Origin of the sequence: Streptomyces sp. NPDC048196 (genome assembly GCF_040652715.1) — a bacterium.
GTDB lineage: Bacteria > Actinomycetota > Actinomycetes > Streptomycetales > Streptomycetaceae > Streptomyces > Streptomyces siderophoricus.
Genome location: NZ_JBEZMM010000034.1, coordinates 61,245 through 85,148, shown reverse-complemented (window position 1 = coordinate 85,148; position 23,904 = coordinate 61,245). Strand labels below are relative to the sequence as shown.

Annotated in this window: 21 protein-coding genes; 12 read left to right on the top strand and 9 right to left on the bottom strand. The window is 71.8% G+C overall.

Going from position 1 to position 23,904, the window contains the following annotated elements; translation table 11 throughout:
• Positions 1-282: 282 nt before the first annotated feature.
• On the bottom strand, positions 283-2,109 hold the full coding sequence (locus AB0E02_RS27710; protein ID WP_362143730.1) for a bifunctional metallophosphatase/5'-nucleotidase: 1,827 nt from the start codon (positions 2,107-2,109) through the stop codon (positions 283-285).
• A gap of 219 nt (positions 2,110-2,328) precedes the next feature.
• On the opposite strand from AB0E02_RS27710, the gene mshD reads away from it, so the two are divergent.
• Positions 2,329-3,249: a mycothiol synthase gene (gene mshD, locus AB0E02_RS27705; RefSeq protein ID WP_362143744.1), complete on the top strand. Its 921-nt coding sequence runs from the start codon at positions 2,329-2,331 to the stop codon at positions 3,247-3,249.
• Positions 3,250-3,274: 25 nt separating this feature from the next.
• Here mshD and AB0E02_RS27700 read toward each other — a convergent pair whose 3' ends face one another.
• Positions 3,275-3,874, bottom strand: a complete 600-nt coding sequence (locus tag AB0E02_RS27700; protein ID WP_362143727.1) for a GNAT family N-acetyltransferase — start codon at positions 3,872-3,874, stop codon at positions 3,275-3,277.
• A gap of 865 nt (positions 3,875-4,739) precedes the next feature.
• Here AB0E02_RS27700 and AB0E02_RS27695 point away from each other — a divergent pair.
• The 3 genes from AB0E02_RS27695 to AB0E02_RS27685 are packed head-to-tail and all read left to right on the top strand — an operon-like array spanning position 4,740 to position 8,855.
• Positions 4,740-7,022 carry an RNA degradosome polyphosphate kinase gene (locus AB0E02_RS27695; RefSeq protein WP_362143723.1) on the top strand — a complete coding sequence of 761 codons (2,283 nt, stop codon included), beginning with the start codon at positions 4,740-4,742 and terminating at the stop codon, positions 7,020-7,022.
• On the top strand, positions 7,006-8,361 hold the full coding sequence (locus AB0E02_RS27690) for a CHAD domain-containing protein (protein WP_362143720.1): 1,356 nt from the start codon (positions 7,006-7,008) through the stop codon (positions 8,359-8,361). The genes AB0E02_RS27695 and AB0E02_RS27690 overlap by 17 nt, the downstream gene beginning before the upstream one ends.
• Positions 8,358-8,855, top strand: coding sequence for an NUDIX hydrolase (locus tag AB0E02_RS27685; protein ID WP_362143717.1), 498 nt, complete (start codon positions 8,358-8,360; stop codon positions 8,853-8,855). Before AB0E02_RS27690 ends, AB0E02_RS27685 begins: the two co-directional genes overlap by 4 nt.
• Before the next feature lie 38 nt (positions 8,856-8,893).
• Here AB0E02_RS27685 and AB0E02_RS27680 read toward each other — a convergent pair whose 3' ends face one another.
• A complete protein-coding gene (locus AB0E02_RS27680) occupies positions 8,894-9,247 on the bottom strand; it encodes a CU044_2847 family protein (protein ID WP_362143714.1) in 354 nt (117 codons plus the stop codon).
• A gap of 152 nt (positions 9,248-9,399) precedes the next feature.
• On the opposite strand from AB0E02_RS27680, the gene AB0E02_RS27675 reads away from it, so the two are divergent.
• Positions 9,400-10,086: a hypothetical protein gene (locus AB0E02_RS27675; protein WP_362143710.1), complete on the top strand. Its 687-nt coding sequence runs from the start codon at positions 9,400-9,402 to the stop codon at positions 10,084-10,086.
• A 24-nt stretch (positions 10,087-10,110) separates the two neighbouring features.
• Positions 10,111-12,219 carry a CHAT domain-containing protein gene (locus tag AB0E02_RS27670; protein WP_362143707.1) on the top strand — a complete coding sequence of 703 codons (2,109 nt, stop codon included), beginning with the start codon at positions 10,111-10,113 and terminating at the stop codon, positions 12,217-12,219.
• Between the two features lie 66 nt (positions 12,220-12,285).
• On the opposite strand, the gene AB0E02_RS27665 is transcribed toward AB0E02_RS27670, so the two are convergent.
• A complete protein-coding gene (locus AB0E02_RS27665; RefSeq protein ID WP_362143704.1) occupies positions 12,286-13,293 on the bottom strand; it encodes an aldo/keto reductase in 1,008 nt (335 codons plus the stop codon).
• Between the two features lie 140 nt (positions 13,294-13,433).
• On the opposite strand from AB0E02_RS27665, the gene AB0E02_RS27660 reads away from it, so the two are divergent.
• Entirely contained in the window at positions 13,434-14,321 is an 888-nt protein-coding gene (locus AB0E02_RS27660) for a helix-turn-helix transcriptional regulator (RefSeq protein WP_362143701.1), read from the top strand.
• A gap of 29 nt (positions 14,322-14,350) precedes the next feature.
• Here AB0E02_RS27660 and AB0E02_RS27655 read toward each other — a convergent pair whose 3' ends face one another.
• Positions 14,351-15,175, bottom strand: a complete 825-nt coding sequence (locus AB0E02_RS27655) for a class I SAM-dependent methyltransferase (RefSeq protein WP_362143698.1) — start codon at positions 15,173-15,175, stop codon at positions 14,351-14,353.
• A 200-nt stretch (positions 15,176-15,375) separates the two neighbouring features.
• Here AB0E02_RS27655 and mshA point away from each other — a divergent pair, with 200 nt between their 5' ends.
• From mshA to AB0E02_RS27640, 3 genes are all read left to right on the top strand, one after another.
• The gene (mshA, locus tag AB0E02_RS27650) at positions 15,376-16,734 is read left to right on the top strand and encodes a D-inositol-3-phosphate glycosyltransferase (RefSeq protein ID WP_362143740.1); all 1,359 of its coding nucleotides are present in this window, start codon (positions 15,376-15,378) and stop codon (positions 16,732-16,734) included.
• Complete coding sequence (locus AB0E02_RS27645; RefSeq protein ID WP_362143696.1) at positions 16,727-17,326, top strand: YbjN domain-containing protein; 600 nt, start codon at positions 16,727-16,729, stop codon at positions 17,324-17,326. Before mshA ends, AB0E02_RS27645 begins: the two co-directional genes overlap by 8 nt.
• A 245-nt stretch (positions 17,327-17,571) precedes the next feature.
• Positions 17,572-18,450 carry a methyltransferase gene (locus tag AB0E02_RS27640; protein ID WP_362143693.1) on the top strand — a complete coding sequence of 293 codons (879 nt, stop codon included), beginning with the start codon at positions 17,572-17,574 and terminating at the stop codon, positions 18,448-18,450.
• 63 nt (positions 18,451-18,513) lie between these two features.
• On the opposite strand, the gene AB0E02_RS27635 is transcribed toward AB0E02_RS27640, so the two are convergent.
• From AB0E02_RS27635 to AB0E02_RS27625, 3 genes are all read right to left on the bottom strand, one after another.
• Positions 18,514-19,902 (bottom strand): hydrolase, encoded by a 1,389-nt coding sequence (locus tag AB0E02_RS27635; RefSeq protein WP_362143690.1) that lies wholly within the window; start codon positions 19,900-19,902, stop codon positions 18,514-18,516.
• Between the two features lie 188 nt (positions 19,903-20,090).
• Positions 20,091-20,438: a deoxyxylulose-5-phosphate synthase gene (locus AB0E02_RS27630; RefSeq protein WP_362143688.1), complete on the bottom strand. Its 348-nt coding sequence runs from the start codon at positions 20,436-20,438 to the stop codon at positions 20,091-20,093.
• Positions 20,439-20,499: 61 nt separating this feature from the next.
• Positions 20,500-21,897, bottom strand: coding sequence for an MFS transporter (locus tag AB0E02_RS27625; protein WP_362143685.1), 1,398 nt, complete (start codon positions 21,895-21,897; stop codon positions 20,500-20,502).
• A 255-nt stretch (positions 21,898-22,152) separates the two neighbouring features.
• Between AB0E02_RS27625 and AB0E02_RS27620 the strand changes: the two genes are divergently transcribed.
• Positions 22,153-22,914 (top strand): phosphoglyceromutase, encoded by a 762-nt coding sequence (locus AB0E02_RS27620; protein ID WP_030414357.1) that lies wholly within the window; start codon positions 22,153-22,155, stop codon positions 22,912-22,914.
• Between the two features lie 84 nt (positions 22,915-22,998).
• Here the strand turns inward: AB0E02_RS27620 and AB0E02_RS27615 are convergent, their stop codons facing one another.
• Positions 22,999-23,436 (bottom strand): hypothetical protein, encoded by a 438-nt coding sequence (locus AB0E02_RS27615; RefSeq protein ID WP_362143680.1) that lies wholly within the window; start codon positions 23,434-23,436, stop codon positions 22,999-23,001.
• 183 nt (positions 23,437-23,619) lie between these two features.
• Between AB0E02_RS27615 and AB0E02_RS27610 the strand changes: the two genes are divergently transcribed.
• Positions 23,620-23,868, top strand: coding sequence for an SCO4226 family nickel-binding protein (locus AB0E02_RS27610; protein ID WP_265361556.1), 249 nt, complete (start codon positions 23,620-23,622; stop codon positions 23,866-23,868).
• Positions 23,869-23,904: the final 36 nt, after the last annotated feature.

Here is a 23,904-nt window from a genome sequence, read left to right as displayed (position 1 = left end):
TGGACGTAAAGCGTCAGCAGTCCACACAACCGGCCCCGGAGGCCCGTCACCGCACCCGAAACACCACCCGCCCGCCGCAGGCGCAACGGCGAGACGCCCCCTGGCGGGACGGTCAAGTGCATACGGGGCGCCGCAAAGCGCAACGGCGAGGCGCCCCGCGGCGGGACAGACGGGTACGTGGGAGGCACCGCAAAGCGCAGCGCCCCGCGGCGGGACGGCCAAGTACGTGGGAGGCACCGCAAAGCGCAGCGCCCCGCGGCGGGGCACCCAGGTACGTGGGAGTTACTTCACCACGTGAATACGGTCCGCCGCCGGCGGTGTCAGCGGGGAGGACGCCGACGAGTGTGCCGTCAGGTACGCCGTGAAGGCGTCCAGGTCGGACGGGCCGACGTACTTGTTCTTGGCGTCCTTGAAGGCGGCGAAGCCGTCGCCGCCGCCGGCGAGGAACTCGTTCATCGCGACGCGGTAGGTCTTGGCCGGGTCGAGGGCGGCGCCGTTCAGTTTGACGGAGTCCTTGACGATGCGGTCGGCGCCCTTCTTGGTCAGGTCGAGGGTGTAGGTGAGGCCCGCGGAGACCTGGAGGATCTTGGGGGACGCCTCGTTGGGGCCGCTGACCTGCTGCTGGAGGGCGGTCAGCAGCTGGGCGCCGGTGAGGTCGACGACGTTCATCATGTTGGTGAAGGGCTGGACGGTGAACGCCTCGCCGTAGGTGACGACGCCGTCGCCCTCGGAGCCGGACGCCGGGTAGGCGAGGTCGGAGCGGATGCCGCCGGGGTTCATCAGGGCCAGCTGGGCGCCGCCCTTGTCGGTGGCCTTGGTCGCTTCGAGCTGGGCGTCGGCGATGACGTCGCCGAGCGGGGACTCGGGGGCGTCCGCGCCGCGGCCGGCGATGTCGGCGGCGATGTGGCCGACCGGGCGGGCCGCGACCGGCGCGGCCAGTTTGTTCCAACGGGCGATCAGGGACGTCATGTCCGCGGCCTTGGGCTGGGTGCGGTCGACCACGTGGTTGACCGCGCCGGGCGCCTTGACGCTGGTGCGGACGATGTCGTGGGTGCGCCGGTCGTAGGTCAGCTCGGTGTCGGTGTAGAGCTTGCCGTAGGACGCGGCGGAGGTGACGGTGCGCGGCCGGCCCGACGGGTCGGGGATGGTGCAGGCGTACGCCTGGTGGGTGTGGCCGGTGACCAGGGCGTCGACCTTGGAGGTGACGTGCTTGGCGATCTCGGTGATCGGACCGGAGATGCCGTCGCCCGGCCCGGGGCTGTCGCAGTTGTAGTTGTACGAGGTGGAGGCGGGCAGGCCGCCTTCATGGATGAGGGCCACGATCGCCTTCACGCCCTGCCGGTTCAGGACCTTGGCGTACTTGTTGATCGTCTCGACCTCGTCGTGGAACTTCAGGCCCTTGACGCCGTTGGCGCTGACGATGTCCGGGGTGCCTTCGAGCGTCACACCGATGAAGCCGATCTTCACGCCCTTGTGGCGCCAGACGGTGTACGGCTTGAGCAGCGGCTTGCCGGTCTTCTCGTCGGTGACGTTGGCGGTCAGGTACGGGAAGCCGGCGCCGGCGAACTTCTTGCCGTCCTCGTAGCAGCCGTCCTTGGGGTGGCAGCCGCCGTTCTGCAGGCGGGTCAACTCCGCCCGGCCCTCGTCGAATTCGTGGTTGCCGACGGAGGTGACGTCCAGGCCCAGCTGGTTCATGGCCTCGATGGTCGGTTCGTCGTGGAAGAGGCCGGAGAGCAGCGGGCTGGCCCCCACCAGGTCGCCGGCCGCCGCGGTCACCGAGTACGGGTGGCCCTTGCGGGCCGTGCGCAGGGACTGGGCCAGGTACTCGACGCCACCGGCCGGCACGCTCTTCTTGGTGCCGTCGGCCTGCAGTTCCTCGACCGTGCCGGAGGAGCCCTGCGGCGGTTCGAGGTTGCCGTGGAAGTCGTTGAAGGAGAGCAGCTGGACGTCGACGGTGCGGCCGGAGTGACCGGTGCGGTCCGGGTGCATGGTGTCGGCCCCGGCCGGCAGGGCGGCGACGGTGACGCCGATCCCGACGGCGGCGGCCAGTGCGGCCGAACCGGTCCTCAATCTGCTGATGGCGCGGCGCCGTTGCGGTGTCGCTGGCATGGGTTCCCCTCCTGGATGGTCCTGAGCGGACCGCAGCTTATTGTTGACGCGCGTAGCGCAACAGGGGGTGCCGGGTTACGGGACGGTTGCCGGTGAGCGCCGGACCGGCGGACGGCACCGGCGCGGCTCACCGGGCAGATCGGGGCGGCCGCGCCCTGATGCCACTGCGGGACCCCGGCAGGGTCGTACGCTGCACACATGACTGACGCTGCACAGGAGATGGGCCGGACCGGCCGCAGGATCCAGGTGGTCGACGAGGTCGCGCCGGAAACGGCCGAGGCCGTTCTGGAGCTGATCGAGCGGGCCGCGCGCACGGACGGGCAGCCCGCGGTGTCCGAACAGGGACGGCTGCAGCTGCGGGGCGGCAAGCGGCCGGGTGTCGCGCATGTGCTGGTGTACGCGCACGGGGAAGCGGGCGAGGAGCTGCTGGTCGGCTACGGCCAGCTGGAGGACACCGACCCGGTGGAGGCGCCGGCCGCCGAGCTGGTGGTGCACGCCGGGCACCGCGGCCGCGGCCACGGCCGGGCGCTGGGCACCGAGCTGCTGGAGCTGTCCGGGCGCCGGCTGCGGGTCTGGGCGCACGGCGGGCACCCGGCCGCCCGGCACCTCGCGCAGACCCTGGGCCTGACGATGTTCCGCGAGCTGCGGCAGATGCGGCGCTCGCTGGGCGATCTGGAGCTGCCCGAGCCGGTACTGCCCGAGGGCGTGACCGTACGGACCTTCCAGCCGGGCACCGATGACGCGGCCTGGCTGGAGGTGAACGCGGAGGCCTTCGCGCACCACCCCGAGCAGGGCTCGCTGACCCAGCGCGACCTGGACGACCGCAAGGCCGAGGCGTGGTTCGACCCCAAGGGCTTCTTCCTGGCCGAGAAGGGCGGCCGGCTGGTCGGCTTCCACTGGACGAAGGTGCACGCCGAGGAGGGCCTGGGCGAGGTCTACGTCCTCGGCGTCCGGCCCGGCGCGCAGGGCGGCGGCCTGGGCAAGGCGCTCACCTCGGTCGGGCTGCGCCACCTGGCCGGCCAGGGGCTGCCGACCGCGATGCTCTACGTCGACGCCGACAACGCGGCGGCGGTGAGCGTCTACGAGCGGATGGGGTTCGTCACGCACGAGACGGACCTGATGTACCGGTCGGAGACCTGAGCGCCGGCGGGCGGGCGCGGCGGGGCTAGCGCCGCCGCGCCCGCCATTCCCGCGCCAGCATCGCGTAGACGACCTCGTCGGACCACTCGCCGTCGAGGAACTCGTTCTCCCGCAGATGGCCCTCCCGGCGCATCCTGAGCCGTTCCAGCAGCCGGGCCGAGGCGGTGTTGCGGCCGTCCAACTCGGCCTGGATGCGGTGCAGCTGCAGCTCCTCGAAGCCCAGGGCCAGCAGCGCCCGGGCCGCCTCGGTGGCGTAGCCCCGGCCGGCGTGCTCGGGGTGGAAGACATAGCCGATGCCGCCCTGGCGGTGCTCCCGGCTTCTGAGGACGAAGCTCACATCGCCGACCAGAGTGCCCGTCTCGCGGACCACCACGGCGAGTTGGAGGAAGTCGCCGGAGTCGCGCAGCGTGGTGCGGCGGGACTTGGCCGCGACCGAGGCCCGGGAGCCGGCCTCGTCCAAGGGGCCCCAGTAGAGGTAGCGGCAGACCTCGGGGAGGCGCTGGTAGCCGTGGATCGCCGCGAAGTCGTCCTCGGTGACCGGACGCAGGTCCAGGCGCGGGGTACGTATCGGGTAGGCGGGCGTGTAGGGCAGCGGCGTGGCCGGGGGCGCGGGGGGCGTGGACACGCCGGTCAGCGTACGCAGCGGAGTCGGCGGGCGCAGTCGGGTTTCCGGGCCGAGTGTCGGGCGCCGCTCAGGAGGCCGCTGAGGCCGGCTGGAGGCCTTCCACAGCTGCTTGTCACCGCCGGTCAATACCTGTACCCCTCAGTAACGGAACGGCCGGAAGGCGCGGAGCGGCCGGAAGGCACGGAACGGCCGCCGGACCGCTCTGTCGCCGCCCGCCTTTTATTTCTGCCGGGTACGCCGTCATTATTCTCGTTTTCTTTCTGGCTCTTTCCCTGGCTTTTTCGGTGGCCCTCCGTCGCTTTCCATGGCCTTTGGGTGGTCTTCCTGGTCTTCCCCCGGGAGCGCTGGGGCCCACAACTGGCGGCCCGTCAATTGCCGTTCCCCGTCGGGCCGCTCGACGTGAACGGGCGAGGACGGGCGGGCCAGTGATGGCGGCCCTGCGGAAGCTCATCGATTTCCCCTCGGCCCGATGAATTTCTTTCGCAATAAATCGGAGGCGCGCCCCTCGAAGTGCAGAAGTGCATGGGGTCGTGCTGATGGCAGCCGGGGGTATTTCTCATGGATAACGGTTGCGGTGACCGGGCGGCGGCGTGGTGACAGCGCGACGGTGCGGTGACACAGTGTCGGCGGCACCGCACCGCCCGCGTCCGGATGCCGCCGCGGCCCGCTCCTGGCCCTGCCCCCGGCCCCGCGCCGTAGCGTCCCGCTTGCTTCTGCGCCATATCCGCGTTACCGCTGATTCAAGGTCGGTTGCGAGCATCGCTGAATGCAGCCCGCTGTGCCGAACCTCCCCAACCCGAGGCTCCGTCTCGCGCCGCCACCTCCTGACGCGGCTGGAACCCCCGGAACGCGGAAGAATAAGGCCATGAACCAGCAGCCCAGCGCTCAGGCACAGGTCCAGCCCGAGATGCCGGCCACCAGGCCCCCACAGGCCCCGGCCCCCTCGGCCCAGCCTTCCGTGGGCTCGATCGCCGCGCACCGGCCGCACGCGGTCCGCGGGACCGTGCCGGGCCTGGAGCCCGACCTCGACGCCGACCCGGACGCGTACGTGGACCAGGGCGTGGTGGGCGTGGACGGCGCGGAGCTGCCCGCCGACCGCTTCCTGGACCGGGAACGCAGCTGGCTGGCGTTCAACGAGCGGGTGCTCGAACTCGCCGAGGACCCGGCCACCCCGCTGCTCGAACGCGCCAACTTCCTGGCGATCTTCGCCAGCAACCTCGACGAGTTCTTCATGGTCCGGGTCGCCGGACTCAAGCGGCGGATCGCGACCGGCGTCGCCACCCGCTCCGCGTCCGGCCTCCAGCCCCGCGAGGTGCTGGACCTGATCTGGACCCGCTCGCGCGAGCTCATGGCCCGGCACGCCGCCTGCTTCCAGCAGGACATCGCCCCCGACCTCGCCGACCAGGGCGTCCATCTGATCCGCTGGCCGGACCTGACCGAGAAGGAGCAGGCCCGGCTGTTCACCCTGTTCCGGCAGCAGATCTTCCCGGTGCTCACGCCGCTGGCGGTGGACCCCGCGCACCCGTTCCCGTACATCTCCGGCCTCTCGCTGAACCTGGCCGTCGTCGTCCGCAACCCGGTCAGCGGCCACGACCACTTCGCCCGGGTCAAGGTCCCGCCGCTGCTCTCCCGCTTCCTCGAAGCCTCCCCGCAGCGCTACGTCCCCATCGAGGACGTCATCGCCGCCCACCTGGAGGAGCTGTTCCCGGGCATGGAGGTGCGCGCGCACCACATGTTCCGGGTGACCCGCAACGAGGACCTGGAGGTCGAGGAGGACGACGCCGAGAACCTCCTCCAGGCGCTGGAGAAGGAGCTGATGCGGCGGCGGTTCGGCCCGCCGGTCCGGCTGGAGGTCGAGGAGTCCATCGACCCGGCGGTGCTCGACCTGCTCGTCCAGGAGCTGAAGATCTCCGACGCCGAGGTCTACCCGCTGCCCGGCCCACTGGACCTGACCGGGCTGTTCGGCATAGGAGCGCTGGACCGGCCCGAGCTGAAGTACCCCAAGTTCGTCGCCGGCACCCACCGCGACCTCGCCGAGGTGGAGTCGGCGTCGGCGCCCGACATCTTCGCCGCGCTGCGCGCCCGCGACGTCCTCCTGCACCACCCCTACGACTCCTTCTCCACCTCGGTGCAGGCGTTCCTGGAGCAGGCCGCGGCCGACCCCGACGTCCTCGCCATCAAGCAGACCCTCTACCGCACCTCGGGTGACTCGCCGATCGTCGACGCCCTGATAGACGCGGCGGAATCCGGCAAGCAGGTCCTGGTGCTGGTCGAGATCAAGGCCCGGTTCGACGAGCAGGCCAACATCAAGTGGGCCCGCAAGCTGGAGGAGGCGGGCTGCCACGTCGTCTACGGCCTGGTCGGCCTGAAGACGCACTGCAAGCTCTCCCTCGTGGTCCGCCAGGAGGGCGACATGCTGCGCCGCTACTCCCACGTGGGCACCGGCAACTACCACCCCAAGACGGCCCGGCTCTACGAGGACCTCGGGCTGCTGACCGCCGACCCGCAGGTGGGCGCCGACCTCTCCGACCTCTTCAACCGGCTGAGCGGCTACTCCCGCCGGGAGACCTACCGCCGCCTCCTGGTCGCCCCCAAGTCCCTGCGCGACGGCCTGATCCAGCGGATCACCAAGGAGATCGCGCACCAGCGCGCGGGCCGGCCCGCGTACGTCCGCATCAAGGTCAACTCGATGGTCGACGAGGCCGTCATCGACGCGCTCTACCGCGCCTCGCAGGCCGGTGTGCCGGTAGACATCTGGGTGCGCGGCATCTGCGCGCTGCGCCCGGGAGTGCCCGGCCTCAGCGAGAACGTCCGGGTCCGCAGCATCCTCGGCCGCTTCCTGGAACACTCCCGGATCTTCGCCTTCGGCAACGGCGGCGAGCCCGAGGTGTGGCTGGGCAGCGCCGACATGATGCACCGCAACCTCGACCGGCGGATCGAGGCGCTGGTCCGGGTCACCGACCCGGCGCACCGCGCCGCCCTCAACCGGCTCCTGGAGACCGGTACCTCGGACACCACGTCCTCCTGGCACCTGGGCCCGGACGGCGACTGGAACCGGCGCTCCGTGGACGCGGACGGCGCGCCGCTGCGCAACGTACAGGAAATGCTCATCGACGCCCGGAGGCGCCGGCGTGGCCCAGCGACCTGACCAGCGGACCGGGGGGCCGGCCGGTCTCCTCGGCACCGGATGCGAGCCCGGCGGGGCGGCCGGCGCCCGTGCCGCGGTGGTGGACGGACCCTACGGACCGTACGGTCCACCGGGGCCGTACGACGACCCGGCGGCCGGCACCGGACCCGCCGCCGGCCCGCACCTCGCCGGGCGGACGGCCGAGGACGTGCTCGCCGGCTACCTCCACCAGCAGTCCGCGGACTTCCTGCGCAGTCTGCGGCTGCACCGGGAGAGCGGCCCGGACGCCGAGGGCGCCGGCGCGGCCGCCCGCCGGCTGCGCCGCGCCGCCCGCCGGATCAGCGCCACCCTGCACACCTTCCGGCCGCTGACCGAAGAGGCCTGGGCCGACCAACTCCTCGCCGAACTGGGGTGGTTGTCCGGCACCCTGGCCCGCGAACAGGCCTGTGCGGCCCGCCGCGACCGGCTGATGGCCGCCCTGACGCGGCTGACCGGCCGCACCGACCGCCCGGACCGACCGGACCGCCCGGAACGCGGCACCGACCGCGCCCCGCGCACCCGCCGCGGCGGGCGCCCCGACCGCGCGGAACCATCCGCCGGGACCCGCACCATGGGCACCCGCGCCGCCGGCACCCGCAAGACGGAGCCTTCCGGTACGGACACCGGCCCCGGTCCCGGCGACCTGGGCCCCGAAACCGGCTCCCTCGAAGGGCGCGACACCGCCGTTCCGGACGCCGATGCCGTCCTCGCCGCCGGTGCCGCACGGGCCGGGGCGCTGCTGGACCGCCAGCTCACCCTCGCCCGCACCCGCGCCCACTCCGCCGCGCTCCAGGCCCTGGGCTCGTCCCGTTTCCACGCCGTCGCCGACTCCGTCGCCGTGCTCGCCTCCGAGGTGCCGCTGACCCGCGCGGCCGCGGACGTCCCGGCCGCCGAGGCGCTGCCGCCGCTCGCCGAGCAGTCCGCGCGCCGGCTCGCCGAGGCGGTGGGCGCGCTGCCGCTGGTCCGCGCCGGGCAGCCGTACAACGCCGAGGCGCTGGCCGACGGCGCCCGCCAGGACGCGCCCTGGCACCAGGTCCGGGTGCTGCTCCGGCTGAGCCGCTACGCCCAGGAGGTGCTGGTCCCCGAGTACGCCGACCCCCGTCTGGCGGAGGCGGCCCTGCTCCTGGAGGGCCACCGTGACGCCGCCGAGGCCGCCGCCGCAGCCGCCGCCGCGGCCCGCACCCCCCGCATCGCCCCGGCCACCGCCTACGCCCTCGGTGTCCTCCACGCCGACCAGCGCCATCAGGTCGAGGCGGCCCGCTACGCCTTCGGCCGGGTCTGGCTGTCCCGGGAGAAGGCCCTGAAGGGGGTGGAGCGATGACCGGCCCCGGAGAGCCACCGGCCCGCACGCCGGACACGCGTAAGCCGGAATCCCGCACGCCGGACACCGGTAAGCCGGACAGCCGCAAGCCGGTGCGGGCCGCGGGCTGTGTGCTGTGGCGCCGCCGCCCGTCCGTCGAGCACGGCCTGGAGATCGCGCTCGTCCACCGGCCCAAGTACGACGACTGGTCCCACCCGAAGGGCAAACTCAAGCGCGGCGAGGACGCCCTGGCCGGAGCGGTCCGCGAGGTGGCCGAGGAGACCGGCATGGACTGCCGCCCCGGCGCCCCCCTGCCGACCTCCTCCTACTTCGCCAACGGCCGCCCCAAGCAGGTCCGTTACTGGGCCGCCGAGGCGATGGCGGGGGCGTTCACGCCGACCGACGAGGTCGACCGGCTGGAGTGGCTGTCCCCGGAGGAGGCCCGGGCCCGGCTCACCCAGGACCGGGACCGGCCGCTGGTCGACGCATTGCTCGCCGCGCTGCATCTGGCCTGAGCGGCAGGCGGCAGCAAGGCCGCAATTGATGCGGGTCCTTAAGAACGTGACGGCTGATCGGCAGTTCCTGGTCGCGAGGTGTTCCACGTCAGACTGACCTTCAGGTGAGCGGAGGCGCCGGCCGCCGTGATGACCGCCCCCGCTTGAGCACTCAACTCGATGCCGAACTCCACCGCGAGCACGTCCGGCCGGTGCACGAGGCCCTCAACTTGTGCGGCCACGCCACGGGTCACCGTCCGGACGGCGTTCATGACGGACTCGAAGGTGCCCTCCGCCCGTTCAATGACCGCGGACGTCGACGCACCACGGGTGACAGGGCCCTGGGCCTGCCCATCGGAAACCCTGACCAGCACCGTATCGCCGTCTTGTAGCGCGTACTCCACGATGCTCATAGAGTATGAATTAGCACGAAATCTCGAATATTGCTAGATATCAGAGGTAGTTGACGGTTCTGCTGTTCCCCTTTCAGGTAACTCAGGGTGTATGCAGGGCCTGGCGGGCTTAGGCCGCGAAGTGATGGATTCACTCGCGAAGGAGTCGAGAGATGCCTCTCGCCGTCGTACTCATCGGCATCGGTGTTCTCCTTCTCATCCTTGCGCTGATCGGCAGTGGAATATCTCGGCGCTTGATGACGATCCCGAAGATGCATCGAACACCGCGTGTAGTCGTCGCCGTTCTCGGGATATTGCTGCTCTTCGCCGGAGGCTGGACATGGACAACCGAGAAGGGAAAGGAAGTACCCACGGTAGCGGATCTTAGAGCTCACATTCCCACCCAGGTATCGGACAACTTCACCTGTACGGAGGGTAGTGAAGCACCCAAAGGGGCGGTGACGATGGACTGCACTGCGAGCGAGGGTGCACCGGACCAGGGCATCACATACACCATGTTCCAGGACGTGAACTCCATGCAGGATCGCTGGCTGAAGCAGGCCACCCCGGAGCAGCTCACCGGAAGCACGTGTGACACCGAGAACGACTATGCGAACGGCGGCAACAAGACGTATGTCATTGGGTCGGCCATAGTCGGCGACACGGCCTGTTATGAAGACACCAATGGTGTTGCTTGGAACGTTTACACGGACCGACGGTTCAACATCGTCGTAGAACTCGGCCAAGGAGATCCCCAGAAGTTTTCCGATTTCCTTGCCTGGAGCAACCTCTCACAGCCCGTAGGCGGGTCGGACTCCACCCCCGCGACCCCCACCCAACCCCCCGCGGCAGCACGCTGAACCGCTGGGAGGGAGAAGGGCGGCATGGCAGCGGAGTTCGACTTCGAGGTCGAGATGAGCGAGGGGCCCGGTGGCTACCGGATCGAGGTGCAGTCGCCGTGCGGTGAGGACTGTGCCGTTGCCCAGCTTGATGCTCATGAACTGCTGAGCAGGCTGCCCGCGCTGCAGGCGACGGTCCTGGGCTCCGCGGCGCGCTCACGAGGTGCCGGGACCGAACTTGAGGTGCCCGTTCGTCAGGCCGGCGACGAATTGTTCAATGCAGTATTTCAGAACACGATCAAGGCGCTCTATCTCTCCAGCAGCCAGAAGGCAAAAGAACGGGACCAACGGCTACGGCTCGTCCTCCGGGTCCGCTCACCGGAACTCGCCGCCCTGCCCTGGGAACTCCTCCACGACCCCAAGGTCGGCGGCGGCTACCTGTGCCTGCGTCACCCGATCGTTCGCCACGTCGAAGTCCTGGAGCCGGTGTCGCCGCTGCGCGTGGAACCGCCGCTTCGCATCCTCGGCATGGTCGCCCTTCCCGGCTCGCTGGGTGTGCTGAACGCAGAGGCCGAACAGGAGCACCTGAGTGCCGCGCTGAGGCCGCTCATCGACGAAGGCATGGTCGAACTCCACTGGGCGCGAGGTCAGACCAAAGAGCAGCTCTACCAGGCGCTCCTCGACGGCTGCCATGTTTTCCACTTCATCGGGCACGGACGGTTCGACGAGCTCCGACGTCAAGGAATGATCGTCTTCGCGGACGAGACGGGGCGGGAAGACCCGCTGCACGCGGAGGCTCTGGGTTCGCTCATCAGCGTCGCCAATCCCTCGCCGCGCCTCGTCGTGCTCAACAGCTGCGAGACCGGAACGGCGAACGCGCAGGACCTGTTCTCCAGTACGGCTGCAGAGTTGGAGCACACCGTGCCGGCGGTCGTGGCCATGCAGTTCCCGGTGACCGACAAGGCGGCCGTGCTGTTCTCCAGGGCCTTCTACCTGGCCCTCGCGGCCAACCGGCCGGTCGACGAGGCGGTGCGCACGGGTCGCATCGCGCTGCGGGCGGACAAGGACGACAGCCTTGAGTGCTTCACCCCCGTCCTGTACCAACGCAGCGGCGACGCCCGGCTCTTCGACTTCACCCACCCGATCAAGAAACCCGATCCCCGGAAGATCAGCCGTGAGATCACTGTGCCTCCGGGGCCGCCACACGGTGGGGGACACCCGGATCCCCGCCCCCCACCGCCCCCATCTCCACCTCCGCCGCCTACCCCTGTCGGCATCACGCCCCAATCGGAGATCGACACGGACCGCTGGGTCGTGAGCATGGCCATCCACCCGCGCGGGCAACTGATCGCCACCGGAGGCCGCAAGCTGGTGCGGACATGGGACGTCGCTACCGGCCGGGTGACCTCCAGCCACCGAGTCGGAGGCTGGAGCACGATGGTGAACGCGATCGCCTTCAGCGCCGACGGTGGAAGACTGGCCACCGGCACCACGGACAACATCGCGCGCATCTGGGACATGGCGACCGGGTCCTTGTCGCTGCAGCTCGCGCACGGGCATTTCGTCAATGCGGTGGACTTCGATTTCAGCCAGAGATACCTGGTCACGGGCAGCGCGGACGCGACGGCTCGCATCTGGGATCTCCACACCGGAAACGAGGTGCTCTCCCTGCGCCACCCCCGGGCGGTCAAGGACGTCGCGTTCAGTCCTGACAGGCGGCTCCTGCTCACTGCCTGTGAGGACGGAAATGCCTACGTGTGGGACACGGTGACGGGCGAGCTGAAGGAGCGGATCCCCCACAGGCATTTCGTACTCCGCGCCGCGTTCTCTCCCGATGGCCGGAGAATCGCGACCTGCAGCGAAGACCGCACCGCCCAAATACGGGAAACGGAAACCTGGGCCCCGCTCTTCTGCATCGAGCAGCCCAGCGGCCTGAGGGCCGTGGCGTTCAGCCCGGACAGCAGCCTGCTCGCCACCGGCAGCGCGAACGGTGCCGTATGCGTCTGGCGGGCCGACACGGGGCAGTCATTGCTGCACATCACGCACAAACGCTCAGTGAACGCGGTGGCCTTCTATCCGGACGGCCGGTATCTCGCGAGCGCAGGTGAGGACAAGTTCGTGCGCAACACACGACTCCCGGAAGCCACCGCATGAGCAACGACCGGTCGGCGTCGCTCCCCGGGCCTCCGGGAAGCGGTCGTGCGGCCGTAGGCGTCCCGTTCAGCGCCGCCGCAGTGCCGGATCCGAGACCGCCGGGGGCAGGTAGTAGTTGTCCGCGCGGTTGAGGTCGGTGCCCGGGGGCACTATGGCGTCGATCCGGTCCAGGACGTCCGCGTCGAGGGTGATGTCGGCGCCGTCCAGCAGGCTGTCCAGCTGGTCGAGGGTGCGCGGGCCGATGATGACCGAGGTCACCGCCGGGTGCGCGCGGACGAAGGCGGTGGCCAAGTGGGGGAGGGTGAGGCCGGCGTCGGACGCGACCTCGGACAGGGCGCGGACCGCCTCGGCCTTACGGGCGTTCTCCGGGAGTGAGAGGTCGAACTTCTGGGTCTCCAGGGCGGCCCGGGAACTGGCCGACAGGTCGCGGCCGGAGAGCCAGCCGGCGCTGAGCGGGCCCCAGGTCAGCACGCCGATGCCGTAGCGCTGCGCGGTCGGCAGCACCGCGTTCTCCACCCCGCGCGCCAGCATCGAATACGGCGGCTGCTCGGTACGGAACCGGACGTGGCCGCGGCGCTCGGCGGTCCACCGGGCCTCGACGATCTGCTCGGCGGGGAACGTCGAGGTGCCGATGGCCCGCACCTTGCCGGAGCGGACCAGGTCCGAGAGCGCGGACAGGGTCTCGTCGATGTCGGTCGTGGGGTCGGGGCGGTGGACCTGGTAGAGGTCGAGGTGGTCGGTGTCCAGCCGGCGCAGGCTGTCCTCCACGGCGCGCACGATCCAACGCCGGGACGCCCCGCTGTGGTTGGCGTCCGGGCCCATCGGGTTGAAGAACTTGCTGGCCAGTACGACGTCGTCGCGGCGGCTCTTGAGGGCCTTGCCGACGATCTCCTCGGACTCGCCCGCGGAGTAGATGTCCGCGGTGCCCACGAAGTTGATGCCGGCGTCCAGCGCGCGGTGCACGAGGCGGACGCAGTCGGCGTGGTCGGTGTTGCCGAAGGCGCCGAGCATCATCGCGCCCAGTGCGTACTCACTGACCGAGATGCCGGTGCCGCCGAGGATCCTGCGCTGCATGAGCTGCTCCCTGCCCGTTCTTGGTTCGTTCTTACGACTGCGTGCGCCTCAGACTGCTGGGGCCGGCCGGGGCGGACCAGGCCCGTCGCAGCCTGGGTCCGGCGGAACCACCCACGCGCCGCCGCGCGCATACTGGACGGATGCTGCATGCGGAAATCGAGATCAGCTCGTTCCTCAAGGCGCGCCGCGCCGCGCTGGACCCGGCCGACCTGGGCCTGCCGAGCGGGATCGGCCGCCGCCGGGTGCGCGGGCTGCGGCGCGAGGAGGTCGCCCAGCTCGCCGGCATCAGCGTCGACTACTACACCCGCATCGAGCAGGGCCGGGCGCCCGCCATCTCCGACTCCGTCCTGGACGCCATCGCGCGGGCGCTGCGGCTGTCCGGCGGCGAGGTGACGTACCTGCGCAACATCGCCGTGCCCCGGCGCCGGAGCGAGGCGGACTGCGTGCCCCGGACGGTCCCCGGGCAGACCGTGCGGCCGGAGATCCGGCAGCTGCTGGATGCCATGGCGAGCACCGTCCCGGCCATGGTCCTGGGCCGCGGCCTGGACATCCTGGCGTGGAATGCGCTCGGCGGCCGGATCGCCTTCGACCTGGACGCGCTCGCCCCGGAGCGGCGGAACACCGCACTGCTGGTCTTCCTCGACCCGGCGGCCCGCGCACTGCACCCCGACTGGGAGGCCAAGGCCGTCGAGGTGGTCGGCAATCTGCGCGCCGACAGCGGCCGGCACCCGGACGACCCGCGGATCTGCGAGGTGGTCAATGAACTGCTGGCGCGCAGCGCGGACTTCCGCCGCCTCTGGGAGGCCCAGTCGGTGCACGAGTGCCTGCGCGGCACCAAGCGCCTGCGGCACCCGGACGTCGGCGAGCTGGAGATCACCTTCGAGAGCTTCCGGCTGACCACCGACCCGGACCAGGCGCTGGTCACGTACACGGCCCCGCGCGGCTCGACGACCGAGCGGCGGCTGCGCGAGCTGGCGGCCCGGCCCGCCGCGGCCCGCGGGCCACAGGCCACGCCGCTGGCGGTGTGACCGCGGTCCGCGCCTGAGGCGCGCGGGTGCTAGCCGCGCGGCGCCAGCGCCTCCCAGCGCACGGTGACCTCGCCCTGGCGCCGCCGCCGCGGGTCACCGGCCAGTGGCCAGTCCGCCGCGAGGGACGTCACCGCGGCCCGCCACCGCTGCCGCGCACCGAGGGCGCCCAGCGGGGCGGCGGCCGCCCAGGCCCGGTCGAAGTCGCGCAGGAAGGCATGTACCGGCTCGCCCGGCACATTGCGGTGTATCAGCGCCTTGGGGAGGCGTTCGGCCAGGTCGGAGGGGGCTTCCAGGGTGCCGAGCCGGGCCGCGAAGGTGACCGTGCGGGGCCCTTCGGGGCCCAGCGCCACCCATACGTGGCGGCGCCCTATCTCGTCGCAGGTGCCCTCGACCAGCAGCCCGCCGGGGGCCAGCCGCGCGCACAGCCGCCGCCAGACGGCGGCCACCTCGTCCTCGTCGTACTGCCGCAGCACGTTCGCGGCCCGTATCAGGACCGGCGCCCGACCCCGGTCGCCGGGCAGCGGCACCTCGAAGCCGCCGTGCAGGAAGTCCAGCCCCGGCTTCTCGTACGGGCGGGCGGCCGCCACCCGCGCCGGGTCGATCTCTATGCCGACGACCCGGGCGTCGGGGCGCACCGTGCGCAGCCGGCCCAGCAGCTCGACCGCGGTCCAGGGCGCGGCGCCGTAGCCGAGGTCGACCGCGACCGGGTCGGCCGAGCGGCGCAGCACGGCGCCGTGTTCCGCGGCTATCCAGCGGTCCATCCGGCGCAGCCGGTTGGGGTTGGTGGTCCCGCGGGTCGCGCTGCCGACGGGCCGGTTCGGCGCGGGGTGAGCGGGGGCGGGGCGGCGGGGCATGGCTTCGAGAGTATGGGGCGCCGGGGACCTCCTTGCCCCGCGGTCACGTGCGATCGGTCACGTGCACCGAACGGTCACACTTTGGCAAAGTGCGACGATGGGACGCCGGACGGAAATGCATCGCCCGGATGAGTTGTTGCAGCAGGTCGGTGGCGTGCCGCCACGCCCCGGCTAGGAGGTAGCTCGACGTGAGCCCCTATGTGTCCCGGCTCCGCAGCCGTCCCCATGGGCCGTTCCCGGGACCGTCGCGGCTGCGTCTGCCCGGTGGCGCGCGCCGTCCGCGCCGGGTGGCGATGCTCAGCGTCCACACCTCCCCGCTGCACCAGCCCGGCACCGGCGACGCCGGCGGCATGAACGTCTACATCGTCGAGCTCGCCAAGAAGCTCGCCTCGATCAACATCGAGGTGGAGATCTTCACCCGCGCCACCACCGGCACCCTGCCGCCCGCCGTCGACCTCGCCCCCGGCGTCCTCGTCCGCCATGTCGACGCCGGCCCCTACGAGGGCCTGGCCAAGGAGGACCTGCCCGCCCAGCTGTGCGCCTTCACCCACGGCGTGATGCAGGCCTGGGCCGGCCACCGCCCCGGCTACTACGACCTGGTCCACTCCCACTACTGGCTCTCCGGCCACGTCGGCTGGCTGGCCGCCGAGCGCTGGGGCGTCCCGCTGGTGCACGCCATGCACACCATGGCCAAGGTCAAGAACGCCGCCCTGGCCCTCGGCGACACCCCCGAGCCGGCCGCCCGGGTCATCGGCGAGACCCAGGTCGTCCGGGCCGCCGACCGCCTGATAGCCAACACCGCCGAGGAGGCCGACGAGCTGATCCGGCATTACGACGCCGACCGCGGCCGGGTCGCGGTCGTCCACCCCGGCGTCAACCTCGACCGCTTCCGGCCGACCAGCGACGGCATCGCCGAGAGCCGGGCCGCCGCCCGCGCCCGCCTCGGCCTTCCCCAGGACGCGGTCATCCCGCTCTTCGCCGGCCGCATACAGCCCCTCAAGGCCCCCGACATCCTGCTGCGCGCGACCGCCGCCCTGCTGGCCGAGGACCCCTCGCTGCGCTCCCGGCTCGTCGTACCGGTCGTCGGCGGCCCCAGCGGCAGCGGCCTGGCCAAGCCCGAGGGGCTGCAGAAGCTCGCCGCCCGGCTCGGCATCGCCGACCTCGTGCGGTTCCGCCCGCCGGTCGGGCAGGAACAGCTCGCCGACTGGTACCGCGCCGCCTCCGTGCTGGTCATGCCCTCGTACAGCGAATCCTTCGGGCTGGTCGCCATCGAGGCCCAGGCCTGCGGCACCCCGGTCATCGCCGCCGCGGTCGGCGGTCTGCCGGTGGCGGTCCGCGACGGCGTCAGCGGCTTCCTCGTCGCCGGCCACGACCCCGCCGACTACGCCCGCGCCCTGCACCGCTTCCTCCGGGCCCCGGACCTCGCCACCCGCATGGGCGCCGACGCCGCCCGGCACGCCCAGTCCTTCGGCTGGGACACCGCCGCCGCGGCCACCGGTGACGTCTACACCGCGGCGATGCAGGAGCGGCGGCGTCACCTACGATCGGCCCATGGCTGACGACCTGCCCCAGGCTGACGACGCACCACCGGTGGACGATGCACGACCGGTGGGCGAGGTACGACCGGTGGACGAGGTTCGCCCCGTCGCGGACGTAGGCCCCGTCGCGGATGCCCGACGGGTGATCGAGACGGCGCTGGCCGACGCCGGCCTGGAGTGGGAGTCCCCGTCCGACGGCGCCTACGTCGTCAAGCTCCCCGGGACCCGCAAGCTGTCGACGACCTGTTCGCTCATCGTCGGCCGGCACTCCCTCTCCATCAACGCCTTCGTCGTCCGCCGCCCCGACGAGAACCACGAGGCCGTGCACCGGTGGCTCCTGGAGCGCAACACCCGCCTCTACGGCGTGAGTTACGCGATCGACAAGCTCGGTGACATCTACCTCGTCGGCAAGCTGCCGCTCGTCGCGGTCACGCCGGACGAGCTGGACCGCATCCTCGGCACCGTCCTGGAGAACGCCGACGGCAGCTTCAACACCCTCCTCGAAATGGGCTTCGCCACCGCCATCCGCAAGGAGTACGCGTGGCGGGTCTCGCGGGGGGAGTCGACGCGGAACCTGGAAGCGTTCGCGCATCTCACGCGCAGGGGCGAGTAGCCCAGGTAGCCGGCTGTCCCGCCGCGGGGCTCGCTCGCCGTTGCCGCTCTGCGGCGCCACCCACGTACTCGGCTGCCGCGCCGTGGTGGCTGCGCGCCGTGCGCTGGTCGCCTTGCTGCCCGTGTGCGACCACTGAAACCCGGTCGGCTTGCGGGAATGGCAACAAAGGTTGCCCTTCTGTGGGGCGGGGTCGCATCGTCTGGGCCGTGGACGGCTGACCCCACACCAACCGGAGGACGGAAGCGATGAGTGGCGACAACCACGGGCACCACCACGGCCACAACCTCGGCCACGGCGACGACTTCGACTGGGCCGCGATGGCCGATCTGCTGGAGCTGGAGGGCGAGATCCACAGCCCCTACGTGCGCCAGGCGTTCGAGGAGCTGAAGCAGCTGAGCCCGCGCCGCGTCCTGGACATCGGCAGCGGCCCGGGGGTCGCCGCCTGCCGGCTGGCGGCGTTGTTCCCGCAGGCCGAGGTCACCGCGGTGGACGGCACGCCGGAGCTGCTGGTCCGCGCCCGGGAGCGGGCCGAGCGGCTCGGCGTACCGCTGCGGACCAAGGTCGCCGAATTCCCGGCCGGCCTCGCCGACCTGTGGCCGGCGGACCTGGTGTGGTCCGGTCAGGTCGTGCACCACGTCGGCGACCAGCAGGACGCCCTGAACCGGCTGGCCCGACTGCTCACCCCCGGCGGTGTCCTCGCCATCGTCGAGGGCGGTCTGCCGCCCCGCTGGCTGCCGCGCGACCTGGGCTTCGGCCGACCCGGCCTGCAGGAACGCCTCGACGGCGCGACCGCGGCCCGCTTCGGCCGGATGCGCGACGAACTGCCCGGCTCGGTGGCGGTGGTCGAGGACTGGCCCGGCATGCTGCGGGCCGCGGGACTCACCGGCGCCCGGAGCCGGACCTTCCTCGTGGACCGGCCGGCCCCGCTGGCGGACGGCACCCGGCAGTTCGTACGGCGGTCCCTGGAGCGCTGCCGGGACACCCTCGCCGACCAGCTGGACGCCGAGGACGTCGCGACCCTGGACCGGCTCCTCGACCCCGCCGACCCGGCGGGCGTCGACCGGCGCCCGGACCTGTTCCTGCTGACGGCGAAGACCGTGCATTACGCGTCGTCGCCGGAGTGAACGGACGGGGATGAGGAGCTGCCCGGCCGGTCCCTGCGGACCGGCCGGGCGGCTGAGGTGCGCTCACGGTACGAACCGCACCTCCGGGTAGCGCGCCGACGGCCGGTCCAGCAGACCGCCGTCGCCCCGTCCGCGCAGCCACCGGTCGAAGAACGTCGAGACGTACGCCCGCTGGGCCGCGACCGCCCGGGCCGGCCGCACCGACCCGATCATCTTCGTCACCTCGGCCCGGGACAGCCCCACCTGCCGGGCGACCTGCGGGATCAGCGTCTCCGCGTCCGTGTACGTCGCATGCCGGCTGCCGCGCAGCGTCAGGTCCCGCAGCCAGGCGCCGTCCCGGCCCCGGCTGTGTTCCCAGACCGCGCCCCAGGAGGCCACCGTGTGGTGGGTGTCGCCGTCCATGCCCATCAGCAGCAACGGCCGGTCGACGCCGTCCCGGCCGACCGTCGACGGGTTCGACGGGTCGTCGTCCCGCTGGGTGTAGCCCATCACCCCGTCCAGGTTCGCCGCGGCCCGGATCCGCCGGTCGTCGTGCATCGTCTGCGCAGCGGTGAACCCGCCGGCCGACTGCCCGAACATCCCGACGGCGCCCAGGTCCAGCGCCCCGCGCAGCCCGCGCGGCAACGGGGAGGCGTCCCCGTGCCGGCCCAACTCGTCGAGCACGAACCGGGTGTCGGCCACCCGCACCGCGCTGACCTTCCGCAGCAGCTCCGTCATCCGCCCGGCCTTCTGCGCCTTGACCACCTCCGCCGGCATCACGCTGCGGGCCAGCCGCCCGCCCGGGAACTCCACGGCCGGCGCCTCGTAGGTGTGGTCGACGGTGACCACCACATATCCCCGGGAGGCCAGTTCGTCGCAGAGCGTGCTGCCGAACCCGCGCGGATCGCCGGCGCCGGGGGAGTAGAGCACCACCGGCAGCCGCTGCCCGGGCCGCCGCGCCGCCACCGGCGCCCCCGTGTGCGCGGCGGTCCGGGTGGCATGCCAGGCGACCTTCCCCGGCGGTACGTGCTCCGAGAAGCTGTTCATCCGGTCGAACGCGGCCGCCTCACGCGGCGTCAGCTGCGCGGCACGCGGATACCGCCCTGCCCCCGCCCCTGCCGGATACCGAACGCTGACCATCAATTCCCGGTACCGGTGCCCGGGCGTCCCGCCACCCCACGGATCGCGCCGCTGACGGTCCATCAGATGCAGGACCACCGTGCCGACCTGATGACGACCGGTGGGCGCGGGAAGGGTCATGGCCGCCGCCGCACGAGGTGCGCCGGCGCCGCCGGAACGCGCCACCGCCGGCGGGGACGACTCCCCCGTAGCCGTCCCCGCCGTGGTGGACGACTTCCCCGCTGTCGTCCCCGCCGTCGCGGCCGCCCCTCCCGCCACCAGTGCCCCACCCATCACCAGCACCCCGACCGCGGCGCCCCACCGCGCCACCCGTCGCTCCGCACCCGCACCCATGCCCAACTCCCCGCCCGTTCCGCCGGATCATCCGTACGCCCGGACCGCTCGCCGGCCCGCCCGTACACCTCACCAGCGTCCCGAAACGCCCCGCCCGGCTCGACCGTGCGGCCACGTCTCTTGAGGGTGGGGCTACCACGAACACCGCATGGCCACAGGCCCGGCGCGCCTCGCCGCCCGGCGTCGGGTCACGGCACCTGGTAACGCACCAGAGCGCGGGCGAACGGCTCGCCGGTGGCTTTGGCGTACGCCATGCGCTCGCGCACTTCGGCGAGCGTGCGGGGTCGGTAACCGGGGCCGCCACAACAGCTCTTGTGGAATCGGACGCCGGCGTTCAGCAGCACCGAGAGCACCCGCCAGCCCGCGGTGTCCCGGCGCTTCGGCGCTGCGAACGCGGAACCGACGTGGATCAACGGCCGTGCGCAGCGCGGGCAACGGCGCTCGTGGTCGCCCAGGTACGGCTGCTTGTAGGAGGCCCGGCAGGGGAGGCAGACGTACGACGTCTTGGACCGGGCCGTGGTTTCGGCGTGCGACATGGCCGCGAGACTAGCCCCGGAGGGCGGGAGGAGCGACGGGTTTCCGGCGCCCTGCCCGCCGTTACGCGAGCGGCTCCTCGGTCGCCGGAGCGGCCGCCGATGTGCGGGCCGAGCCAGAAACGGAAGCAGGAGCAGGAGCAGAAGCGGAAGCAGGAGCGGGGGAACCGGAAGCGGACGTGCTGGTCGTGGCCGTCCGGGTGGCCGGGAGGCTCCGCAGCAGCAGGCCGTAGCCCAGGGCCGCCACCGTGCCGATCACCGCGCAGCCGGTCCAGAGGGTGTCCGCGCCGTAGTGGTCGATGACCGTGCCGCCGATCAGGGGGGCGGTGAGGGAGGCGATGGACCAGGACAGTGCGTACATGCCCTGGTAGCGGCCGCGGCCGTGTACGGGCGAGAGGCGTACCACCAGGCCCATCTGGGTGGGGGAGTTGATGATCTCGCCGAGGGTCCAGACGGCGACCGCGAGGGCGTACATGGCGACCGAGCCGGCCAGCGCGGTCAGTCCGAAGCCGTAGCCGGCGAGCAGTGCCGAGCCGATGAGGAGCGTCGCGGGGCTGCGGTGCTCGATGAAGCGGGTCACCGGGATCTGGAGGAGGACGATCAGGATGCCGTTGACCGCGATGACGGCGCCGAAGTCCGCGCTGGAGAAGCCGTCCCGGCCCATCGAGACCGGCATGGAGACGTAGGCCTGCTGGAAGAGCAGCGCCAGCAGGAGGTTGAGACCGACGACGGTCATGAAGCGGCCGTCGCGCAGCACGGTCAGCATGGAGACCGGTGCGGCGGACGCGCCCCGGCCGGCGGGGTCCTGCGGGCCGGCCGGGGTGTCGGCCGGGGGCCGGGACTCCGGGAGCTTGACGAAGACCACCACCGCGCAGGTCAGCACGAGCGCCGACTCGCCCAGGAAGAGGGCCAGATAGCCGTGCTGCGCGATGAGGCCGGCGGCGGTGGAGGAGACGGCGAAACCGAGGTTGATCGCCCAGTAGTTGAGGGAGAAGGCGCGCACCCGGTCCTCGGGGGCGACGATGTCGGCCATCATCGCCTGGACGGCGGGGCGGGAGGCGTTGGTCGCCATACCGACGACGCCGGCCACCACCGCGATGGCGACCGGATCCTCCATGAAGCCGAGCACCGCCACGGACACCGACGTCGACAGCTGCGCGATCAGCATCGTGGGCCGCCGCCCGAGCCGGTCGGTCAGCACTCCCGCGCCCACCGAGGAAATCACCCCGCCGAGCCCGTAGAGCGCGCCGACCAGGCCCGCGTACGAGGCGGAGTAGCCGCGCTCGACGGTGAGGTAGAGGGCCAGGAACGTCGCGACGAACGCGCCGAGCCGGTTGATCAGGGTGCTGGTCCAGAGCCACCAGAACTGCCGCGGCAGCCCGGAGACGCTGTCGACGGCGGCCCGCCGGCGGGCGGACCACCGGCCCGGGCGGGACGCGTGGGGCGTAGTGGGCGTGGGCATGACAGTGGACTCCCCCGAGCGGTGCGTGCCGTGTGATGTGTCGCGTGGTGGCTGCGTGGCGGTCGGCGACCGGCTCACCGCCGGACGCGCCGGATGTGCAGTGGTGAGGTGTAAGTGGCGCCAGCCGCATGCGCAACCTACATACCACCCGGCCCCGGCCACCAGTCATTTGACGAAAAGCGTCAAACGTCACGCGGAAGACCAGGTCCTGGACCTGGGCAAGGCGGTATCCGGTTTTCGATTACGCTCGACGGCATGGCCGACGCACCGTACAAGCTGATCCTGCTCCGCCACGGCGAGAGTGAGTGGAACGCGAAGAACCTGTTCACCGGCTGGGTGGACGTCAACCTCAACGAGAAGGGCGAGAAGGAGGCGGTCCGCGGCGGAGAGCTGCTCAAGGAGGCCGGCCTGCTCCCCGACGTCGTGCACACGTCCCTCCAGAAGCGCGCCATCCGCACCGCGCAGCTGGCCCTGGAGGCCGCCGACCGCCACTGGATTCCCGTGCACCGTTCCTGGCGCCTGAACGAGCGCCACTACGGCGCGCTGCAGGGCAAGGACAAGGCGCAGACCCTGGCCGAGTTCGGCGAGGAGCAGTTCATGCTCTGGCGCCGCTCGTACGACACCCCGCCGCCGGCGCTCGCCAACGACGCGGAGTTCTCGCAGTTCGACGACCCCCGCTACGCCACGCTCCCGCCGGAGCTGCGCCCGCAGACCGAGTGCCTCAAGGACGTCGTCGTCCGCATGCTGCCGTACTGGTTCGACGGCATCGTCCCGGACCTGCTCACCGGCAGGACGGTCCTGGTCGCCGCCCACGGCAACAGCCTGCGCGCCCTGGTCAAGCACCTCGACGGCATCTCCGACGCGGACATCGCCGGCCTGAACATCCCCACCGGCATCCCCCTCTCCTACGAGCTGGACGCCGACTTCCGCCCGGTCACCCCCGGCGGCACCTACCTCGACCCGGAGGCCGCCAAGGCCGCCATCGAGGCCGTGAAGAACCAGGGCAAGAAGAAGTAAGCCCGCACGATCAAGCCCCCCACCTGCGGTTTCCCGCGGGTGGGGGGCTTGTTTGCGTACGGGGTGCCTGCTTACGGGGTGACGTCAGACGCGCTCCCCGGGCAGGTGTCGGGGGACGGTGACCAGGCCGTAGATGACCAGCAGGGACATGATCATCACGAAGCTCGACCAGTACGGGAACGCCGACAGGAAGATCAGCTGGCCGACGAGGCAGGCGGAGGCCAGCACGATGCCGGTGATCCGCGCGGCCCGCGCCCCGAGGAAGACGCCCAGGCTCGCCAGGACCTGGGCGACGCCGATGACGATCCACACCCAGCCCCAGGCGGCGAAGTTGAAGATCAGCAGGCGGTTGCCGTGGTTGGCGGTCGTGGAGTAGTAGCCGCGGTCGAGCAGGGCGACGAAGCCGGTGATGAGGTCGAACAGCCCGCTCAGCATCAGCAGGATGCCGGCGAACGCGACCCAGTGGGACCGTTCGGCGGGCGGTACGCGACGGGATTCCGGCGTGGGCTGACTCGACTCCATGTGTCCCATCTCGCCGGGCTGAGGGCAGCGGCGCAACCGGCGGCGAGCCGTTGGGACGAGGCGCGGGCGGCGTCCCGGGGGCCGTGCCGGGCGTGCGGGGGCAGCATGGAAGGGAGGGAAGGGAAAGAAGGGGGCCGGGGGAGGGGCGGGCGGTATTCATCCGCGACGGGAAGGATGAGAGCGATGCCCAAGTTCATGGACATCCATCGCAATATGAAGGGCCTCACGGCCGATCAGCTCAGAGAGGCGCACCAGGCGGACCTCGACATCCAGGGCGAGGAGGGCGTGACGTTCGAGCACGCCTGGGCCGACACCGACTCCGGTGAGGTGTTCTGTCTGTCGGAGGCGCCCTCGGCGGAGGCCGTCCAGCGCATCCACGAGCGCGCCGGACACAAGGCGGACGAGGTCCACCAGCTGACGCTCAGCGTGTGACCTGCACAAACGGGCCCCGGCCGGTATCGCTGCCGG